Origin of the sequence: Nitrosococcus oceani ATCC 19707, from assembly GCF_000012805.1 — a bacterium.
Taxonomy (GTDB): domain Bacteria; phylum Pseudomonadota; class Gammaproteobacteria; order Nitrosococcales; family Nitrosococcaceae; genus Nitrosococcus; species Nitrosococcus oceani.
Map to the genome: position 1 here is coordinate 2,076,386 of NC_007484.1, position 15,925 is coordinate 2,092,310.

General features: G+C 48.0%; 16 protein-coding genes. 9 read left to right on the forward strand and 7 right to left on the reverse strand.

The genetic code is table 11. The features are described from left to right. Positions 1-7 precede the first annotated feature (7 nt). Positions 8-1,228 (reverse strand): efflux RND transporter periplasmic adaptor subunit, encoded by a 1,221-nt coding sequence (locus NOC_RS09850; RefSeq protein ID WP_002811790.1) that lies wholly within the window; start codon positions 1,226-1,228, stop codon positions 8-10. A 59-nt stretch (positions 1,229-1,287) separates the two neighbouring features. Continuing rightward, entirely contained in the window at positions 1,288-1,812 is a 525-nt protein-coding gene (locus tag NOC_RS09855) for a hypothetical protein (protein WP_011330776.1), read from the reverse strand. 407 nt (positions 1,813-2,219) lie between these two features. Here NOC_RS09855 and NOC_RS09860 point away from each other — a divergent pair, with 407 nt between their 5' ends. Further along, positions 2,220-2,741, forward strand: a complete 522-nt coding sequence (locus NOC_RS09860; RefSeq protein WP_002810152.1) for an O-acetyl-ADP-ribose deacetylase — start codon at positions 2,220-2,222, stop codon at positions 2,739-2,741. A 265-nt stretch (positions 2,742-3,006) separates the two neighbouring features. Here NOC_RS09860 and NOC_RS09865 read toward each other — a convergent pair whose 3' ends face one another. Both NOC_RS09865 and NOC_RS09870 read right to left on the reverse strand, forming a co-directional pair. Beyond that, a complete protein-coding gene (locus NOC_RS09865; protein ID WP_002809101.1) occupies positions 3,007-5,019 on the reverse strand; it encodes a M48 family metallopeptidase in 2,013 nt (670 codons plus the stop codon). A gap of 30 nt (positions 5,020-5,049) precedes the next feature. Then, positions 5,050-5,646 (reverse strand): LemA family protein, encoded by a 597-nt coding sequence (locus NOC_RS09870; protein WP_002809004.1) that lies wholly within the window; start codon positions 5,644-5,646, stop codon positions 5,050-5,052. Between the two features lie 208 nt (positions 5,647-5,854). On the opposite strand from NOC_RS09870, the gene NOC_RS09875 reads away from it, so the two are divergent. Beyond that, positions 5,855-6,937 carry a glycosyltransferase family protein gene (locus NOC_RS09875; protein WP_002808994.1) on the forward strand — a complete coding sequence of 361 codons (1,083 nt, stop codon included), beginning with the start codon at positions 5,855-5,857 and terminating at the stop codon, positions 6,935-6,937. Positions 6,938-6,952: 15 nt separating this feature from the next. Beyond that, entirely contained in the window at positions 6,953-7,837 is an 885-nt protein-coding gene (locus tag NOC_RS09880; protein WP_002810801.1) for a DNA/RNA non-specific endonuclease, read from the forward strand. Positions 7,838-7,843: 6 nt separating this feature from the next. Here NOC_RS09880 and NOC_RS09885 read toward each other — a convergent pair whose 3' ends face one another. Together NOC_RS09885 and NOC_RS09890 are read right to left on the reverse strand one after the other, a co-directional pair. Further along, positions 7,844-8,641 carry an ABC transporter permease gene (locus tag NOC_RS09885; protein WP_197054442.1) on the reverse strand — a complete coding sequence of 266 codons (798 nt, stop codon included), beginning with the start codon at positions 8,639-8,641 and terminating at the stop codon, positions 7,844-7,846. Continuing rightward, the gene (locus NOC_RS09890; protein WP_002808771.1) at positions 8,638-9,270 is read right to left on the reverse strand and encodes an ABC transporter ATP-binding protein; all 633 of its coding nucleotides are present in this window, start codon (positions 9,268-9,270) and stop codon (positions 8,638-8,640) included. Before NOC_RS09890 ends, NOC_RS09885 begins: the two co-directional genes overlap by 4 nt. Before the next feature lie 164 nt (positions 9,271-9,434). On the opposite strand from NOC_RS09890, the gene NOC_RS09895 reads away from it, so the two are divergent. The 5 genes from NOC_RS09895 (at position 9,435) to NOC_RS16905 (ending at position 13,231) form a co-directional block, all read left to right on the forward strand. Continuing rightward, positions 9,435-10,385, forward strand: a complete 951-nt coding sequence (locus NOC_RS09895; protein WP_002809305.1) for a LysR family transcriptional regulator — start codon at positions 9,435-9,437, stop codon at positions 10,383-10,385. A 17-nt stretch (positions 10,386-10,402) separates the two neighbouring features. Next, positions 10,403-11,212 (forward strand): inositol monophosphatase family protein, encoded by an 810-nt coding sequence (locus NOC_RS09900; RefSeq protein WP_002808649.1) that lies wholly within the window; start codon positions 10,403-10,405, stop codon positions 11,210-11,212. A 117-nt stretch (positions 11,213-11,329) separates the two neighbouring features. Then, entirely contained in the window at positions 11,330-11,629 is a 300-nt protein-coding gene (locus NOC_RS16900; protein ID WP_011330778.1) for a hypothetical protein, read from the forward strand. Beyond that, positions 11,622-12,983 carry a magnesium transporter gene (gene mgtE / locus NOC_RS09910; RefSeq protein WP_002811666.1) on the forward strand — a complete coding sequence of 454 codons (1,362 nt, stop codon included), beginning with the start codon at positions 11,622-11,624 and terminating at the stop codon, positions 12,981-12,983. Before NOC_RS16900 ends, mgtE begins: the two co-directional genes overlap by 8 nt. A 53-nt stretch (positions 12,984-13,036) precedes the next feature. Next, complete coding sequence (locus NOC_RS16905; protein ID WP_174878641.1) at positions 13,037-13,231, forward strand: hypothetical protein; 195 nt, start codon at positions 13,037-13,039, stop codon at positions 13,229-13,231. A 760-nt stretch (positions 13,232-13,991) separates the two neighbouring features. Here the strand turns inward: NOC_RS16905 and NOC_RS09915 are convergent. Further along, positions 13,992-14,741: a TVP38/TMEM64 family protein gene (locus NOC_RS09915; RefSeq protein ID WP_002809044.1), complete on the reverse strand. Its 750-nt coding sequence runs from the start codon at positions 14,739-14,741 to the stop codon at positions 13,992-13,994. A 710-nt stretch (positions 14,742-15,451) separates the two neighbouring features. Between NOC_RS09915 and NOC_RS09920 the strand changes: the two genes are divergently transcribed. After that, positions 15,452-15,766 (forward strand): DUF883 family protein, encoded by a 315-nt coding sequence (locus NOC_RS09920; protein WP_002811378.1) that lies wholly within the window; start codon positions 15,452-15,454, stop codon positions 15,764-15,766. Positions 15,767-15,925: the final 159 nt, after the last annotated feature.

Below are 15,925 nucleotides of genomic sequence, written 5' to 3' on the forward strand. Positions count from 1 at the left end.
TGTACCCTTAACCTTGGCCGGGAGAAAATTCTTTGCCAGCCTCCAAAATAAGTGGCTTAGCGCTGGTTTGGGTAGAAGCCTCCGGGGCCGTCATGGGTGCCAACTGGGGGCTAACTTCGATACCTTCCCGGGCCCGTTGGACGCCTTTGATAATGATCCGCTCCTCCGGCTCCAGACCAGCACGAACAATGCGCAAACCATCCACGATAGGACCCAACTCAACCCGGCGGTAGGCGACCTTATTCTCATCGTTTACCACATAAACGAATTTTTGCCCCTGGTCCTGACTAATCGCCCGATCCGTAATCAATGTGGCCCGATAGCGGCCACTTCCAGGTATTCGCACCCGGGCGAAAAAACCACCGCTTAACTGATCATCCGGATTAGGGATGACAATCCGAGCGCGTACAGTGCCGGTAGAGGGGTTTGCCCGGGGCGCAACATAGTCGATAATCCCTTGAAAAGGAAAGTCTTTGTCTGTCGCAAGGCCCACTTGGGCTAGAATTCGCGCATAGCGTGCACTCACCCGACTACCTTCTTGGTGCAAGCGCCTATACTTAAGCACTGCCCGTTCATCGGCATCGATATAAACATAAATGGGATCAATGGAAACCAAGATGGCGAGCAAAGTAGCATTACCCTCGCCTCCCCCGATAATCAAGTTGCCCCCATCCACCAACTGCCGGCTAATACGCCCCCCTATGGGCGCCCTGATCTCGGTAAAGTTAAGATCAAGGCGAGCAGATTCAACGGCAGCCTGCATTTCCATGACTTCTGCTTGGGCAACCTGCCGCTCGGCAAGCCGTTGATCGTATTCCTCACGGGCAATCAGTTTTCTTCCCACCAACTGCTCGGCGCGCTCAAGTTCCGTTATCGCCAAAGTAAGCTGGGCCCGGGCCCGCTTCAAACCCGCCCGGGCCTGGGCCAGCACCGCCTGGTAAGGACGTTGATCAATGACGAACAGCAAATCCCCTTTCTCAACAATCTTGCCTGGCTCAAAAGCAATTTCATCAAGATAACCACTGACCCGAGCGCGGATTTCTACGGTCTTAGCCGCTTCGGTACGCCCTGTATAGTAGTCCCATTCGACGATCTCCCGTTGGATAGGGTGGGCAACCGTGACCTCTGGCGGCGGCGGTTCCGAAAGTTGGGGAGTGGGATCATTGCAACCATTTAAACCAAGAAAAATGGCGGCAACAACCCCAGCATGGAAAAAAGATTTAATCATTAGGGCCTTTTTCTATATTAGCTAGCCAGCCGCTAGCGCTTTTTCTTAGGGCACCTTCCTTATACTTCCTTAACGTAACTGGGCGTGTATCGCCTCATTATGATAAAAAGTGCCAGATATCTGGTAATCAAAAACAAAAATATACCTACCACTACAGCAATAGTAAAAACAATAGGATAGGGAACTTCCGCTATTATCTCAAAAAGAATTTCCATGGTCGAAGGCCGCTCGGTAGCATAGAAAGGGTCATATTTCTGGATAATTTCTCTCTCTTGAAACATCAGTTCAGTAAGCCTTTCATCCAGTTGCTCTACCCTTTCCGGATCGGAACCTGGATTTATTTTGACTCTAAGAAATTGGAGATAGGTGTTACGGAAATCCCTTCCAATATTGTTAAGCAGATCTTTATCTATATCAGTAATTCGGCTATGTATCGTAGTCGAGGAGTCCGACCGTGAAGCTAACCACATACTAGTAAGCGTTGCCGAGCCAATAATAGCGACTATTATTGGAATAATTAGCAGCCACATCCTCATTAACTTGCTGAGGTCGGCACTGCTGATACTCTTCTTCTTTCTGTCCATTAATTACCTTCTTTAGCATAATAATTTAGAGTTTGACTTTCCCAAGGCCTATTTACCCATAATCATTTAAGATCAGGAAAAGACCCCTCGCTAGGCCAGCTTCCCTGGCCTTTTGCGCCAAAAGCTTCCATAGACCACCAACTATCTTCCCCCGGCCCAGCAGCGAAGCATTTGGCAGGCGTCCTCTGTGCTATTGTCGCTCGGCCTTGCCAGCGTTGCAATCGTGCCACATTGAGCGAGGCTGTCCAATCTCTTTCGTATTTTTCAACGTAAATCTAACCTAGAAGAGGCTTTAATAACCCTGCCCCTGCTCCCCTTGGCGGTGGACCAACTTGCCTCTGGCGGCCGCTTCGCTATCCTCTAGCAATTAAGGCGTCAAAAAACCTGAATTCAAAAGGAGAACCGAAATGAATGATCCACGCATCACCATCATGCAAGGTGATATTACGAAAATGGAGGTGGATGCCATTGTCAACGCCGCTAATCAAACTCTTTTAGGGGGGGGAGGCGTGGATGGGGCCATCCACCGGGCCGCTGGGCCAGAACTCAAGGAGGAATGCCGGAGCCTAGGCGGCTGCAAGACGGGAGAAGCTAAACTCACCAGGGGATACCAGCTCCCAGCAAGATACATCATTCACACGGTCGGCCCTATCTGGAAGGGAGGTCAGCATAACGAGGATCAACTTCTAGCCCAATGTTACCGAAATAGCCTAAAGATTACGCTAGCAAAGAAGATTTCAACACTTGCCTTTCCTTCTATTAGCACCGGCGCCTACGGCTTTCCCCTTGAGCGGGCTTGCCGGATCGCCCTTCAGGAGGTGAAGGCATTTCTTGACCAAAATCCCGGGATCAAGCAAATCTATTTCGTCTGTTTCTCTGAAAAGGATCTTAAAAAATATCAAGAAGCATTTCAAACGATGTCAGCATAAGGACAGACCGGCAAAGCATTCCTCTACATAATGTTGAGGATAGCGGGGTAATCAGCGATATTCAGAAAACACTCCGTAAACTACTCGCCCGCTCCCCTCTCCAGAAAGTCAAAAAACAGACACCGGGGATTTTCAACCACGCCTTTACCCATCTCAGCCAAGGGTTAGAAGAAATTAGAGACGGGCTTAATTTGAGGAGATCCACGAAGCGGTAAGCAAGGCGACACCATAAGCTCCACGGCAGTAACAATATCCCTAGGCAATTTTACCCCTTATTTAAGGGATTGAGTAACAAGGGCATGGGACAATCTATCGCCGCGGAGAAGGCGCGTAACAATTCGGCCTCTATTACAGAAACATGATTGTTTACCGTAATAGAAGCAGCACATGCCTTCAAAACACGGGGTTTGAGCAATGGCTTGAGCAACGCTAATCGATCAATTGCAGTATCAAGTTCATTTAAATTAATGATTGAACTTTGTAGTAGCTTTATATGGATATTATCCAACTGTCTTTTTGCTGCATTAAAAGCTTTTTCAGCATCCTTGTAATTATCATGCTCGGCATGAACTAATAAAGACAATAGAATACCAATTTCATTTTCTAACTGAGATAGAGCGGAATATTTCCCGGTAACGGAAAATACTGAAGGTTTGTTAAACCCAGAATCCAAATTATGGAAGACAATCTTCTGTAGAGCCCACTGAAAAATACTAATTTTATTATCTGCCTCAATCAATACGGAAAGATTCTTTTTAAATAATTGGTATTGTGATGGCGATAGCTGGCGCATTGAAGCAATGCTGATTTCTATCAAGGGTAACCGAAATTGATTCCCCAAGGCATCAACGAGGGTTAATAATCGAGCCGTTAACTCATGAACACCTTGATCTCCCTGCTTTTCTAAATGCTCTAACTGCGATTTTCGAACCTCGGAGTCCTTATTTATAACTAAGGCATGAATTAAGGCTCTAGCGCCATAAGGTTCCCGCACTGCTTCAATAAGCTCATTAGGGACTTGGTCAATAAGGGCATGTGCATACTCCAGATGTTGCTGCTGAGGACGGCCAACGTTATTCATGGCAAAAGCAATATCCGCCACTGCTGGAGAAATCGCACCCTGAAAAGGAAAGCTTTGATTCGCTACTGGCTCTGGGGTCTCCGTGGAGATTATTTCATCGGCTTGGCGTCCGGCTTCCAGGAATTCCCCGTTCCAATGGGGTTGAATACGACGAATCCGATCGCCCAAAGGAGGATGGGTTGCCAAAAAGGAAGCTAGCATTGAACGAACACCATTAGCAAAAAAGGCATGGCTTACCTCTGCTGCCGAGGGGCTTTCTAATGTTGAACCTTCAGCAAAACCTCCAATTTTTCTTAAAGCATCGGCTATACCATCCGGATTACGGGTAAATTGCACGGCGGAAGCATCGGCAAGGTATTCCCGTTGGCGGCTTACCGATGCTTTAATAAGACTGCCAAAAAAAGATCCAACAGAACCAATCGCCACTAACCCAAGCCCCAAGACAACGGTGGCAGCTGTACTATCGCTCCGCCTCCTTCGAGAGGAACTTCTGTAACGTAATAAATAAGAACCGATAATACTAATTATCAATATGCCATGGAGCAAACCCATCAATCTAATATTGAGTCGTATATCGCCATTAAGAATATGACTAAATTCATGGGCAATCACTCCCTGTAGCTGATCGCGGTTTAAATGCCGTATACTACCTTCGGTCACTCCAATTACTGCATCGCCTGGCGTAAAACCAGCAGCAAAAGCATTAATCCCTGCCTCTGGTAAGACATAAACAAGGGGCACGGGCGTACCAGAGGCGATTGCCATTTCCTCAACGATATTAAGTACTCTACGCTCCGATGGTAGCTCGGTATTTGGGCGAATCAAACGTCCGCCCAACATTTCCGCAACCACTTTACCGCCAGAGGAAAGCGCCATAATTTTATAAAAACTCGCCGCAGCCACAATAGCCGTGACTATAAACCCAACGCCAAAAAACATTTGCCAATCGAATACGCGCAAAAAGGCTTTCCAGAAAGCCCATGAAAGGATATCCGCGGAATTGCCACCGCTTGCTAAAAGGCTATCGGCATAACGGCCCATTACCAAATCATTACCAAAATAGGCCGAGAACGCCCCCATAAATGCCATCACCAAAAAATTGGTCAGCAGGACCAATACCATTACCGCAACAATAAAAAGCAGGACAAAGCGGTTTGTATTCCGACGGGCATCATTTTGCGCTTGAAAAAAATCCATGGGACACCAATTTCAATGGAAAGGCTTTTATTAAAATGAAATGCTTGGAACGGCCTGAATAGCTTGGCTATCCTCAAACTGTAATAATGCCGAATCCGGACCATGGCCAAACATACCAGCAAGCATGTTCTGCGGAAATGATTGTTTATAAGTATTGTAATGCATGACCGCATCGTTAAACGATTGTCTGGCGAAGGCAACTCTGTTTTCTGTACTCGTCAGCTCTTCGCTGAGCTGCATCATATTTTGGTTGGCTTTAAGATCGGGGTAATCTTCCACAACAATATTAAGCTTACCAAGCGCACCAGTAAGCGTTTGCTCCGCATGGGATAACCGATTAATTGCATCCCCACTGCCAGGATCAGAAGCAGCTTGCCTCAAATCTGTCACCGCCTGGTTTCTAGCAGCAATGACCGCCTCCAGGGTTTTTCGCTCGTGTTGCAAGTATCCTTTAGCTGTTTCTACTAGATTAGGGATTAAATCATAGCGGCGTTTTAACTGAACCTCGATTTGTGCAAACGCATTTTTATAGCGGTTTTTAAAGGCTACTAGTCGATTGTAAATCACAATGACATACAAAATCATTGCTACGATTACCCCTAAAGCAATAATACCCGTCATTCCCATTGAAAGACCTCTATATGTAAAAAATATTTTGTAGAAAACCAATAATAATGCTAAAGCGCCTCTACGAATCCTTTCACTAATCCTTAAGTAAGAGCTAATCCCCCCTAATAGATATTACCCATAAGAGGCTCCCCTACCGAATGAGGACTTATACCTTTACACTATCGGTTAATCTGCTGATATATTGATTACAAGATAGGCCCACAGCGTGAAAACTATCGCTTACTTTATCACCTCCCATGGTTTTGGCCATGCGGCGCGAGCCTGCGCGGTCATGGACGCATTACGGAAAAATCTTTCTAAAATCCAATTTGAAATTTATACTCAGGTTCCCCCTTGGTTCTTCCAAGGCTCCCTACAGGGAAATTTTAATTATCATGCCTTGCTAACCGATATTGGCATTGTTCAGAAATCGCCCTTACATGAAGATTTGAAGCACACGCTACATGCTCTTGACCGCTTCCTTCCTTTTAACCCCTCTCAAGTGGTTAGACTTGCCAAGCAAATCCAAAAAAACCAATGTGAGCTTATGCTATGCGATATCTCGCCTTTGGGAATCACAGTAGCCAAGGAAGCAGAAATACCGGCAGTTCTCATTGAAAACTTCACCTGGGATTGGATTTACCAAAGTTACCTTAGCCAGCATCCAGAAATCGGCAAATATATTGATTTTTTTAAGGGTTTATTTGAAACAGCGGATTATCATATTCAAACTCAACCAGCTTGCCACCCCACACCGGTTGATTTAACCACTCCGCCCGTTTCCCGAAAAGCCAGACTTTTTAGGCAACAAATTCGAAGCAAACTCAGCCTGCCTCAGAATGCTCCAGTTATTTTAATTAGCATGGGCGGCATTCCCCCAGGACACTACCCCTTTCTAGCGCAAATAGCTGCCCAGCAAGCCCTGTTTTTTATCATTCCCGGGGTGGGTGAGAGTCTACAACGTCATGAAAATATAGTTTTTTTACCCCACCATTCCGAATTTTTCCATCCGGATTTAATCCAAGCCTCGGATCTGGTATTGGGAAAGCTAGGCTACAGTACCCTGGCCGAAACCTACTGGGCGGGCATCCCATTTGGCTATATCATCCGAACCCATTTCCGGGAATCAGAGATACTCGATAAATTTGCGAAAAAAGAGATGGACGGTTTTGCCATGAATGAAACCCAATTTAACAGGGGCGATTGGATTTCCCAATTACCTTATTATCTCAATTTACCTTCCCGGGAGCGTTTTGGCCCTAATGGCTCTGAGCAAATAGCTCGCTTTATTCTCTCTTTGTCACCATAAATTCACAGGCAACCCATGGCAAGGCAAAAAAAAATAAACCCTTTTCAAGTCTTTCTTACCGTTTGGCAATTGGGGCGTCAGCGCCCCCTTGTTTTGCTACTACTGGTGCTGACAAGCGGATTCTGGTATGGCTACGAACTGTATATTGCCCGCCCCGGAATGGTATACATGGGGGTTCCCAAAGCTCAAAATTGGAAACAGCCCCATACCTGGACCCGAATTTTCCGTAATGATGGCTTTATGGTGGGCTATTCGGACCTGCGGGGTAACCCCCTATGGGTCAGTTACAAGGTCGAAACCATACCCGATAACGCGCCTTACTATAAACGCCCTCAGCGGTTCAGCGCCGACTGGCGCAATCTAACCCATATCGCCCACGATGATTACCGCCACAGTGGCTACGACCGGGGCCACATGGCGCCCAACTATGCGATTAGCCGGCTTTATGGAGAACAGGCTCAGCTGGATACTTTTCTCATGACCAATATCACTCCGCAAAAACCCAAATTGAATCAAAAATTGTGGCAGCGCCTAGAAGAAGTAGAAATTAATCATTTCACCAAGCGGTTCAAAACGATTTGGGTATTCACCGGTCCAATTTTCGATCCTAATATCGAGCGGCTTAAATCCTCATACCGGGTGGAAATACCCGATGCCTTTTACAAAATCTATTTCGCCCCCTCGCATGAGAAAATGCTTGCCTTTATCGTGAAGCAAGAAGGGGTGCGGGGTAAAGAGCCCCTAGATAAATTTCTGGTCAGTGTTGATGACGTGGAAAAGCAAACCGGCTTTGATTTTTTCCATGAACTAGAAGACACTTTGGAGGAGCAATTGGAATCCTCCACCGAACCGGACCCCTGGCAACTGAAGGAGGTCGCCCGGTTACCCGCCCGCTATTAAGAAATATTAGGGAGATTTTAGCCGCTCCAGCCTTAACCGGTGTCTGGCGTCTGTCGACCAGTAAACAGCCCCCAAAACGGCGATCACTGATCCGAACGCCGTACCGCCAGCAATCAAAAACATAATCAACATTTGATATTTCACCGCTTCCATGGGCTCGGCGCCGGCCAAAATCTGACCGGTCATCATTCCTGGTAAAGACACCAGGCCCGTAGCGGCCATGGTGTTGATAATGGGCATCAAGGCGCTGCGCAGGGCAGTCTGCACCACAGGAAGGGTAGCCTGCCAGCGGGTGGCCCCCAAGGTCAGTTGGGCTTCCACAGCATTACGATCCCGCACCAAGCTGGCTAAAAGGCTATGTAGCCCCAAGCTGATCCCGGTCATGGTATTTCCCAAAATCATGCCTAGCAGGGGCAAGGTATAGCGGGGATCATACCAAGGATCGGGCCGGATTTGCGTCGTTAAGGCAAAAACGGTGACCAGGCTGGCCGCCAGCAGCATACATCCCGTCCCCAGACCATAGGACCAAAACCCGCTCATCCTGCGTTCCTGGCGAGCCATGATTTCCCGCCCGGCAAAAAGAATCATGACCAAGGCGGCGAGGCCGGTCCAGCCCGGCGAAGACAGGGCAAAAAGAGTTTTGAGCACTAACCCTACAAGAGCTAGCTGCACAATCATGCGAAAGGTGGCGATGAGGAGTTGCCGTTCCAGTCCAAGATTCAAGCAAAAGGACAAAGCACCATTGAGAATCACCAATACCGAGGCAATGGCCAGATCGAAAACGCCAAGAGAAATATAATTCAAAGCCACGCCTCGCGGACATGGCCCTTTTCCAAAAAAAGGCAACGCTGGGCGACCCGCCGGGCCTGGGCTGGATCATGGGTTACCCAAAGGATACCGGTGCCTATCGTCAGGCATTCCCTAAGAACCCGTTCAACTGCGCAGGTGGTGTTATTATCCAATCCAGAGGTGGGTTCATCCAACAGCAATACCCGCGGCTCCAAAGCCAGTGCTCGGACTAAGGCAAGACGCTGGCGCTCCCCAGTAGATAAACGCTCTACGGTTCGGTTTTTGACCACCCTAGGCAAATTCAGGGCTTCTAACCATGGATTTACAGCCTCCCAGTCGGGGAAGTGGTCAATCACATAGTCACCCCACCAGCCTGGTTCGGAAGGTAAATAAACCACCTGCCGCCGCCACTGGGGCGCGGGAATAGAGTCCCAGGATTTACCATCCAGGCTGATCTCGCCCTCACGGGGGTCTAAATCAGCAAGGGCGCGCAGTAGCAAGCTCTTGCCGGCACCAGAGGGACCCTGCACGGCCATGCACTCTCCATCTGCTAAGCTAAAGGAGACAGAAGATAATCCCATCCGCCGTAAGCGATGAACGATTAGCAGTAGACTAGCACCTCCTCCAGCAATCAGGCCCAACAACAACAGATACCCTTACGTCCTCTCGTAAGTCTAAGCTATCACCAAGAGGCCGTAATTTATTCTTTTATCAAAATCAATTACAACGGAATACCACGCAAACGCTATATTCTCCACAGGCCACAAGGGTAGTTCCCTGGCGAAGTAAAGTAGTTCATACTTTAACTATGTTTATCGAACTTCGTCATCTCCGAACTTTACTCAGTCTCCGGGAAACGGGTAGCGTCAGTCAAGCTGCCGAGCGCCTGCATTTAACCCAATCGGCGGTCTCTCACCAGCTAAAAGCCTTGGAAGAACATTTTGAATGCCCCTTGTTTACCAGAAAAAGTCATCCCCTACGGCTAACGTCCGCGGGTCAGCGCTTGCTAGAACTGGCAACCACCATCTTACCCCAGGTGGAAGCGGCAGAGCGGGAACTGGCTTCCATGGCGGATGGACGCGCCGGACGGCTCCATATCGCTGTGGAATGCCATAGCTGCTTCCAATGGCTCCTGCCTTCCATGGATATCTTTCGTAACCGCTGGCCGGAGGTAGAAATGGATCTTTCCCTTGGCTTTAACTTCGAACCGCTACCGGCCCTAGAACGGGGCGATATCGATCTGGTGGTAACTTCCGATCCCCTCGATCTACCCAATATTAGCTATGAAGCCTTATTCCGATTTCAAGGCATGCTGGTGGTCCCCCCCCGCCACCACCTAGGCGCCAAGGCTTGGGTAGAACCCGCTGATCTCAAAAAGGAAATTTTGATTACCTACCCCGTGGGCCGGGATCGGCTGAGCCTTTATACTCATTTTCTAGATCCGGCTGGCATCGAACCCGCCGGTCAGCGAACCGCGGAGCTTACCCTCATGATCCTGCAACTAGTAGCCAATAATCGAGGCGTGGCCGCGCTCCCTAACTGGGCCATTGTCGAGGAAATAAAGCAAGGCGCGGTAAAAGCCCTCCCCCTAGGCAAGGAGGGACTATGGGCGACTCTCTTTACCGCGGTACGGGCGGAGGAAAAGGAGCGATTCTTCATGCAGGATTTTATCCAATTAGCGCGGGAGACCTGCTTTCAAAACCTCTCTGGAATTCTGCCTGCCTCAGCGGATTACCCTTCTAATCACGCACTATTTTAATAACGGATAGAATATATATGCTCCCCGATCTGAAACAACTTAGTGAAATCGTCATCAACACCGCCCAAGAACAGTTGCTACCCCGATTCGCGGAAATAGGCAGCCGGCAAAAAGCCGATGGGAGCTTGTTGACCGACGCGGATCTGGCCATGCAAAACCAAATAGGTAATCTTTTGGCCGACCGCTGGCCGGCATTTGACTTTCTCAGCGAGGAAATGGATGAGAAAATACAAACCCGCCTACTCGCAAACACCGATAAAGGAGTGTGGTGCCTCGATCCGCTTGATGGCACCCGTAATTTCGCTGCTGGCATTCCTTGCTTCGGCGTCTCCCTAGCCCTGATTTTAAAACAGGAAGTGGTGCTAGGATTGGTGTATGATCCCCTGCGTGGTGACTGCTTCAGCGCGCAAAAAGACCAGGGAGCGTGGCTCAACGGCAACCTGCTTGGCCGCCGCCGCCCTAGCTTTTCCCTGCAGGAAGGAATCGGATTAGTCGATTTTAAACGCCTCCCCCCAGCATTAGCCACTCGCCTGGCTACGGCGCCACCCTATAGCTCCCAGCGAAGCTTAGGCTCGGTAGCCCTGGACTGGTGCTGGATCGCCGCCGGTCATGGCCACGTATACCTCCACGGCAGACAAAAGCTCTGGGATTACGCCGCAGGCAGTTTAATACTGAGCGAAGCGGGCGGCCATGCCTTAAGTTTAGCGGGGGAACCTGTCTTCCGCGCTACCTTGGAGCCGCGCTCAGTGGCCGCGGCCCTGGAAGAGAGCTTGTTTAATGAATGGATCGCCTGGTTAGGCATTGATTCCAAAATGGGTGCTCAATAACTTCCCTTTTCCCCAGGAAGAATAACTTCAGGCTAGGACAATCCTGAAGGAAAGAGGTATTCCCCTCTCTAAGAAAAATTCCCGTGGCACATCAAGGTAACAAATTGGAGTTTCGCCATGACTGATTTCAATTTTGTTCCTACAAACCTTCATCCGCCTGGAGAATGCGCGGCTCCTCGCAGCCTTCGGCGAAAGGGTTTCCTTGGCCTCCGTTGGTTTGCGCTACTCCTCGCCCATTCACTTCAGGTGCTCTCCACCCTAGGTTCCGTAAACAAGCGTGTACTACCGCCCATTCATGGCAAAAAACAAGCAATTTTGGCCCTCCCGCTCGATACCCCGTTTCACTTCGCCTGTCTGCGGGCCTGCCTGCTGCAGGCAGGCACCCTCGTTAGGGGGTCCTTAAACATCCATGTTTAATTCCAAAGATAACCGCCAACTCGCCGCTGACCTGGCAGAGCTTTTAGACGCTGGCTATCTGGCTCGAGCAACGACTCGCCTAGAGACCAGCGACCCCCCCACCATCGCCAATATCCTGGAAGCCTTTCCCTGGGAGAAGCGGCTTCAAATTTGGCAGCTGCTTACCCCCCAAACTAAAGGCGCGGTACTCATCGAATTAAATGAAGAAGTCCAGGATGGACTCATTGCAGAATCGCTCCCAGAGAATTTGGTTAAAACAGTCTCTGGACTCGATATAGACGATTTGGCTGATCTCTATGAGCGCTTACCGGAAAAAGTCCGGGCGGCCGTTCTGCAAGCCATGGATGAGCGGCGGCGGCAACGCTTTGAGGCCGTGCGCCGCTATCCCGATGACACTGCTGGCGGTCTGATGGACGTGGATGCAGTAGCGGTCCGAGGCGATGCCACCCTCGATACGGTGCTGCGCTATTTGCGCAGAATCCGGCGCCAACAGGGAGAACTTCCTGAGCATATGGATGCAATCATTGTGGTTGACCGCGCTTCCCGCTATATAGGCATGCTTTCCCTCAGCGATCTAGTCTCCTTGGAAGAAAACCGCACCGTCTCAGAGGTCATGCGCGCCGAGCTCAGTCCTATTCCCGCTCTGGCATCCGCGAAAAGAGTGGCGCGGTTATTTGAGGATTACGATCTGCTCTCCGCCCCCGTAGTGGATGAGGATAACAAATTAATTGGTCGCATTACCGTGGATGATGTGGTGGATGTGATCCGTGAGGAAGCCGACCGCGCGCTAATGAGCGCAGCGGGACTGGAAGAGGAAAGCGATATCTTCGCGCCCATCGTCACGAGCGCTAAACGGCGGGCAGTCTGGCTAGGCATCAATTTGATCAATGCCTTCCTCGCTGCCTGGGTAATTGAGCAATTTGAAGGTTCCATTGAACGACTCGTGGTGCTGGCCGTACTGATGCCCATTGTTGCCAGTATGGGCGGTATTGCCGGTACCCAAACCTTGACCCTGGTCATTCGAGGCATCGCGCTGGATCAAATAGGGCCCGGTAATATACGCAGAATATTGGGAAAAGAACTGGGGGTGATTACAATCAATGCCCTATTGTTTGCTTTCATGATAGCCACTACGATGATGATTTGGCATCAGGATAGCAATTTGGCCTTGGTATTTTCCTCAGCTTTGGCTATTAATCTGCTGAACGGAGCCATGGCCGGGGCCGTAATACCCTTTGTCCTGTACAAACTAGGCATTGACCCGGCTCTCGCTGGTGGGGTAGTACTCATGGCAACCACGGATGCCCTTGGTTTTTTTACTTTTCTCGGTCTAGCTACTTTTTTTCTCCTGTAGCCTCTCTGTGCTTCCAGGCTGCCAATGCTCTTCCACGGCCTTTGAATAGATGATTGTCCATTGACCAAATGATGCGCCGCATCAGTCTAGCCCAGCTTCCCTACCAAGGCCGGTACACGCCGACGGGCCTGGAAGGTACACTCACTCATCCCGGCAGCTTCGGGATTCTCAACTGGGGCGCCGTTGCCGTCGATCCCGTCCGCCAGATTACGTTCGGTATCCCAGTCTACCTCAGCTTTATCTCGTGACTCATTCCGCGCTCCGAGACACTGGACGAGATCGTTTCCGTTCCCGGCTATCCAATGGGTAACGAGAACTTCATCGCACCGTCAGCGGCTCCGGAAGCATGGGTGTAGCAGAGTTGGAGACGACAGAAGTCGGGCGACTGCGTCAGAAACTAGCGGATACCTGCCAAGAACGAGAGATCTTAAAAAAAGCGGTAGCTCACTTTGCCAAGGAGTCGCTGCAAGGTATACGTTCATATCGAGGGCTGCCCTGCAACTGCCCTAGAAACAAAGCCAAAGCAGCCACGGAACTAGGATAGGTAAGCTTAGGTTGGTAAATCAGCATAACTGATCCACCGCACCGTGGGACTAAACAACTAGGGATATATGTCCTTAGTTCTGTATATTGCTAGCAATAAACATAGATAGCTAGAAAAAATGAGTGAGAAGACTACAAAGTAATGCCCGAAGGACGGCTGAGGTAAATGAATAATCAAGCAGGATAGCCACACGGAAGAGCAGCTCTCAGAATTGCCACTATTTACGCCTAGAGAAATGACAATACAGCGGGCATTTCTGGATATCATCCGGCACACTATTTGCCTACCCTCCCCCATACTACGGGAAGATTAGGAATTCCCTCGGTAATCTATTCGCAGGCGCTGTTCTAGTAAGCCCCCTATCACAAACAGCGACGCAACCCCAATAAACTCACAGCAGCGTCTGCCCCTCCTAATCATGATCATTTTCCTTTCCCCAGAGAAATAAAAATTTAATCTCTAAATTACCTTTTTTGTACCGAATTCCGTTGCTTTACCCGCGTGGAACTATCATCTCCTCTACGGTGGTCATAAATGATATAGGCTATAAAAACGATCAAGCTTATTATTGAAACCCAAAACATTCCTGTCCGTAACCGCTCGTTTGTTTCCCCTAAATAGGCCAGAAGAACAATAAGCGGTAAAATACCAATAAAGGTTGCGGCCATAAACCGCCAATAATTCATCCGTAACAGCCCACCCACGAAACTGATAGCATCATTGGATAGAAAAGGAGAAAATCGAATAACAATAACTGTCCAGAAACCGTACCTTTCTACATATCCTTCTATCTTGTGACGGGTTTTCAATCCAATTAATTTATCCACTGTAATGGGACCCAACCAACGGCCGACAAAATAGCCTACGGTAGAAGCCACTAAAACTGCGATTAAAGCCACGGTTCCACCCCAAAAAGAGCCATAAGCAAGGATCGAAACAACAAAAATAACTACCGACGGGATAACCACCAAAAACATTTGGGCCACCATGGATAAAATGATAATAATAGGTCCCCAGAATCCAAACTGTTCTACAAAGTCATGTAGTTTTTCCCGATCACCACTGAACAAGATATTAAAAAAACGATTGATTGAATCATGAAGGGAAGGCCAAAAAAAGTATAAGCCTATAAAAATTAATATAATCCCCACAGAGAAGGTGATTAATGGTTTTTTACGGCTGATATGATGAATTTTTTGAAATAAACTATTCATAGTACTTCCTTTAAGAGCTAACTCTAAATATGGAACTAAAAGAATCTCTTTTACCGGCCAAAGTAGCAAGCATGATCATCAAAACAACCTTGAAATAGTATTTATTTCTACGTTCTGAAATACGCAACAATTTTCCTTTACCGCTGATCACCACAATAGTATTTATAATTTTTCTACTGCACCTAACATCCACTAGTACTAGTGGATAAACAACCCCTTACCAGTGATCCCATAAATAGCATGAGCCTATCCCATGTCTCTCACGGTATTGTTTCAAAAGCTGCCTGGCCTATTCGGCATCGCAACTACCAGCGACAGAACTAAAGACGAATAAAGCGACGCAAGCCAGTGATGCTTAACTTAAATGTCCTTATCGTTAGTGTAAATTTTACATCTTTATTATGTAAAAAATTCATCACTACTAATTTCGCGCCTACCGTTTTGCAGAGACTTCCATCATAAGAGTAATAGGAGAGTAATTTTATACCTATACAATAGCAGACAAGTAGCAACAAAAAAGTGGTAGTCTTTCGTTTATGTGCTATTTTAATGGTACAAGCATATCTATCTATATTGATAGGGTAATGCGGCAAACTAAAATGATAAAAAATAGTAGGGGAGAAAAAATATCCTATAATGTTTATTCCAAGCGCTGCTTATTTTCTCGTTATAATATTAATAATTTCAAATAGCTAAGAGGTTATTTTCAGATGACAGACACTACCTTACAAAAAGAAATTGACAGCCTAAAAAAAGAACTAGATCAACTCCGTAAAGAAATGGGAGGGGTAATCTCAGAAATTAAGAGCCGCAGCCAAAGCGTCGCCCGGACGACCCAAAACAAGGCCGAAGAAAGACTAGATGAAATGCTAGAAAAACTAAATAAAGCATACTTATCTGCCCGTGAAAGTGGCCAGCAGGCAACTATAGCAACTCATAGGGAAATTAAAAAACATCCGGTGGCAAGCGCAAGTATTGCTTTTATAGGTATCGCCTTTTTAGTCGGATTATTCTTACGAAAATAAATGGCAACTAACCTTGTGTAAAGTTCTTAGTTCTATTGTAAGAAGGGTAGGCGTTATGTAAATATTTCATCACTATTAGCCTTGAACCGGCTATCTTATAGGCATCTCCATGGTGGATCATGGGTAACTTTGAGGGGCAATTTTTATGCCCATCAAATA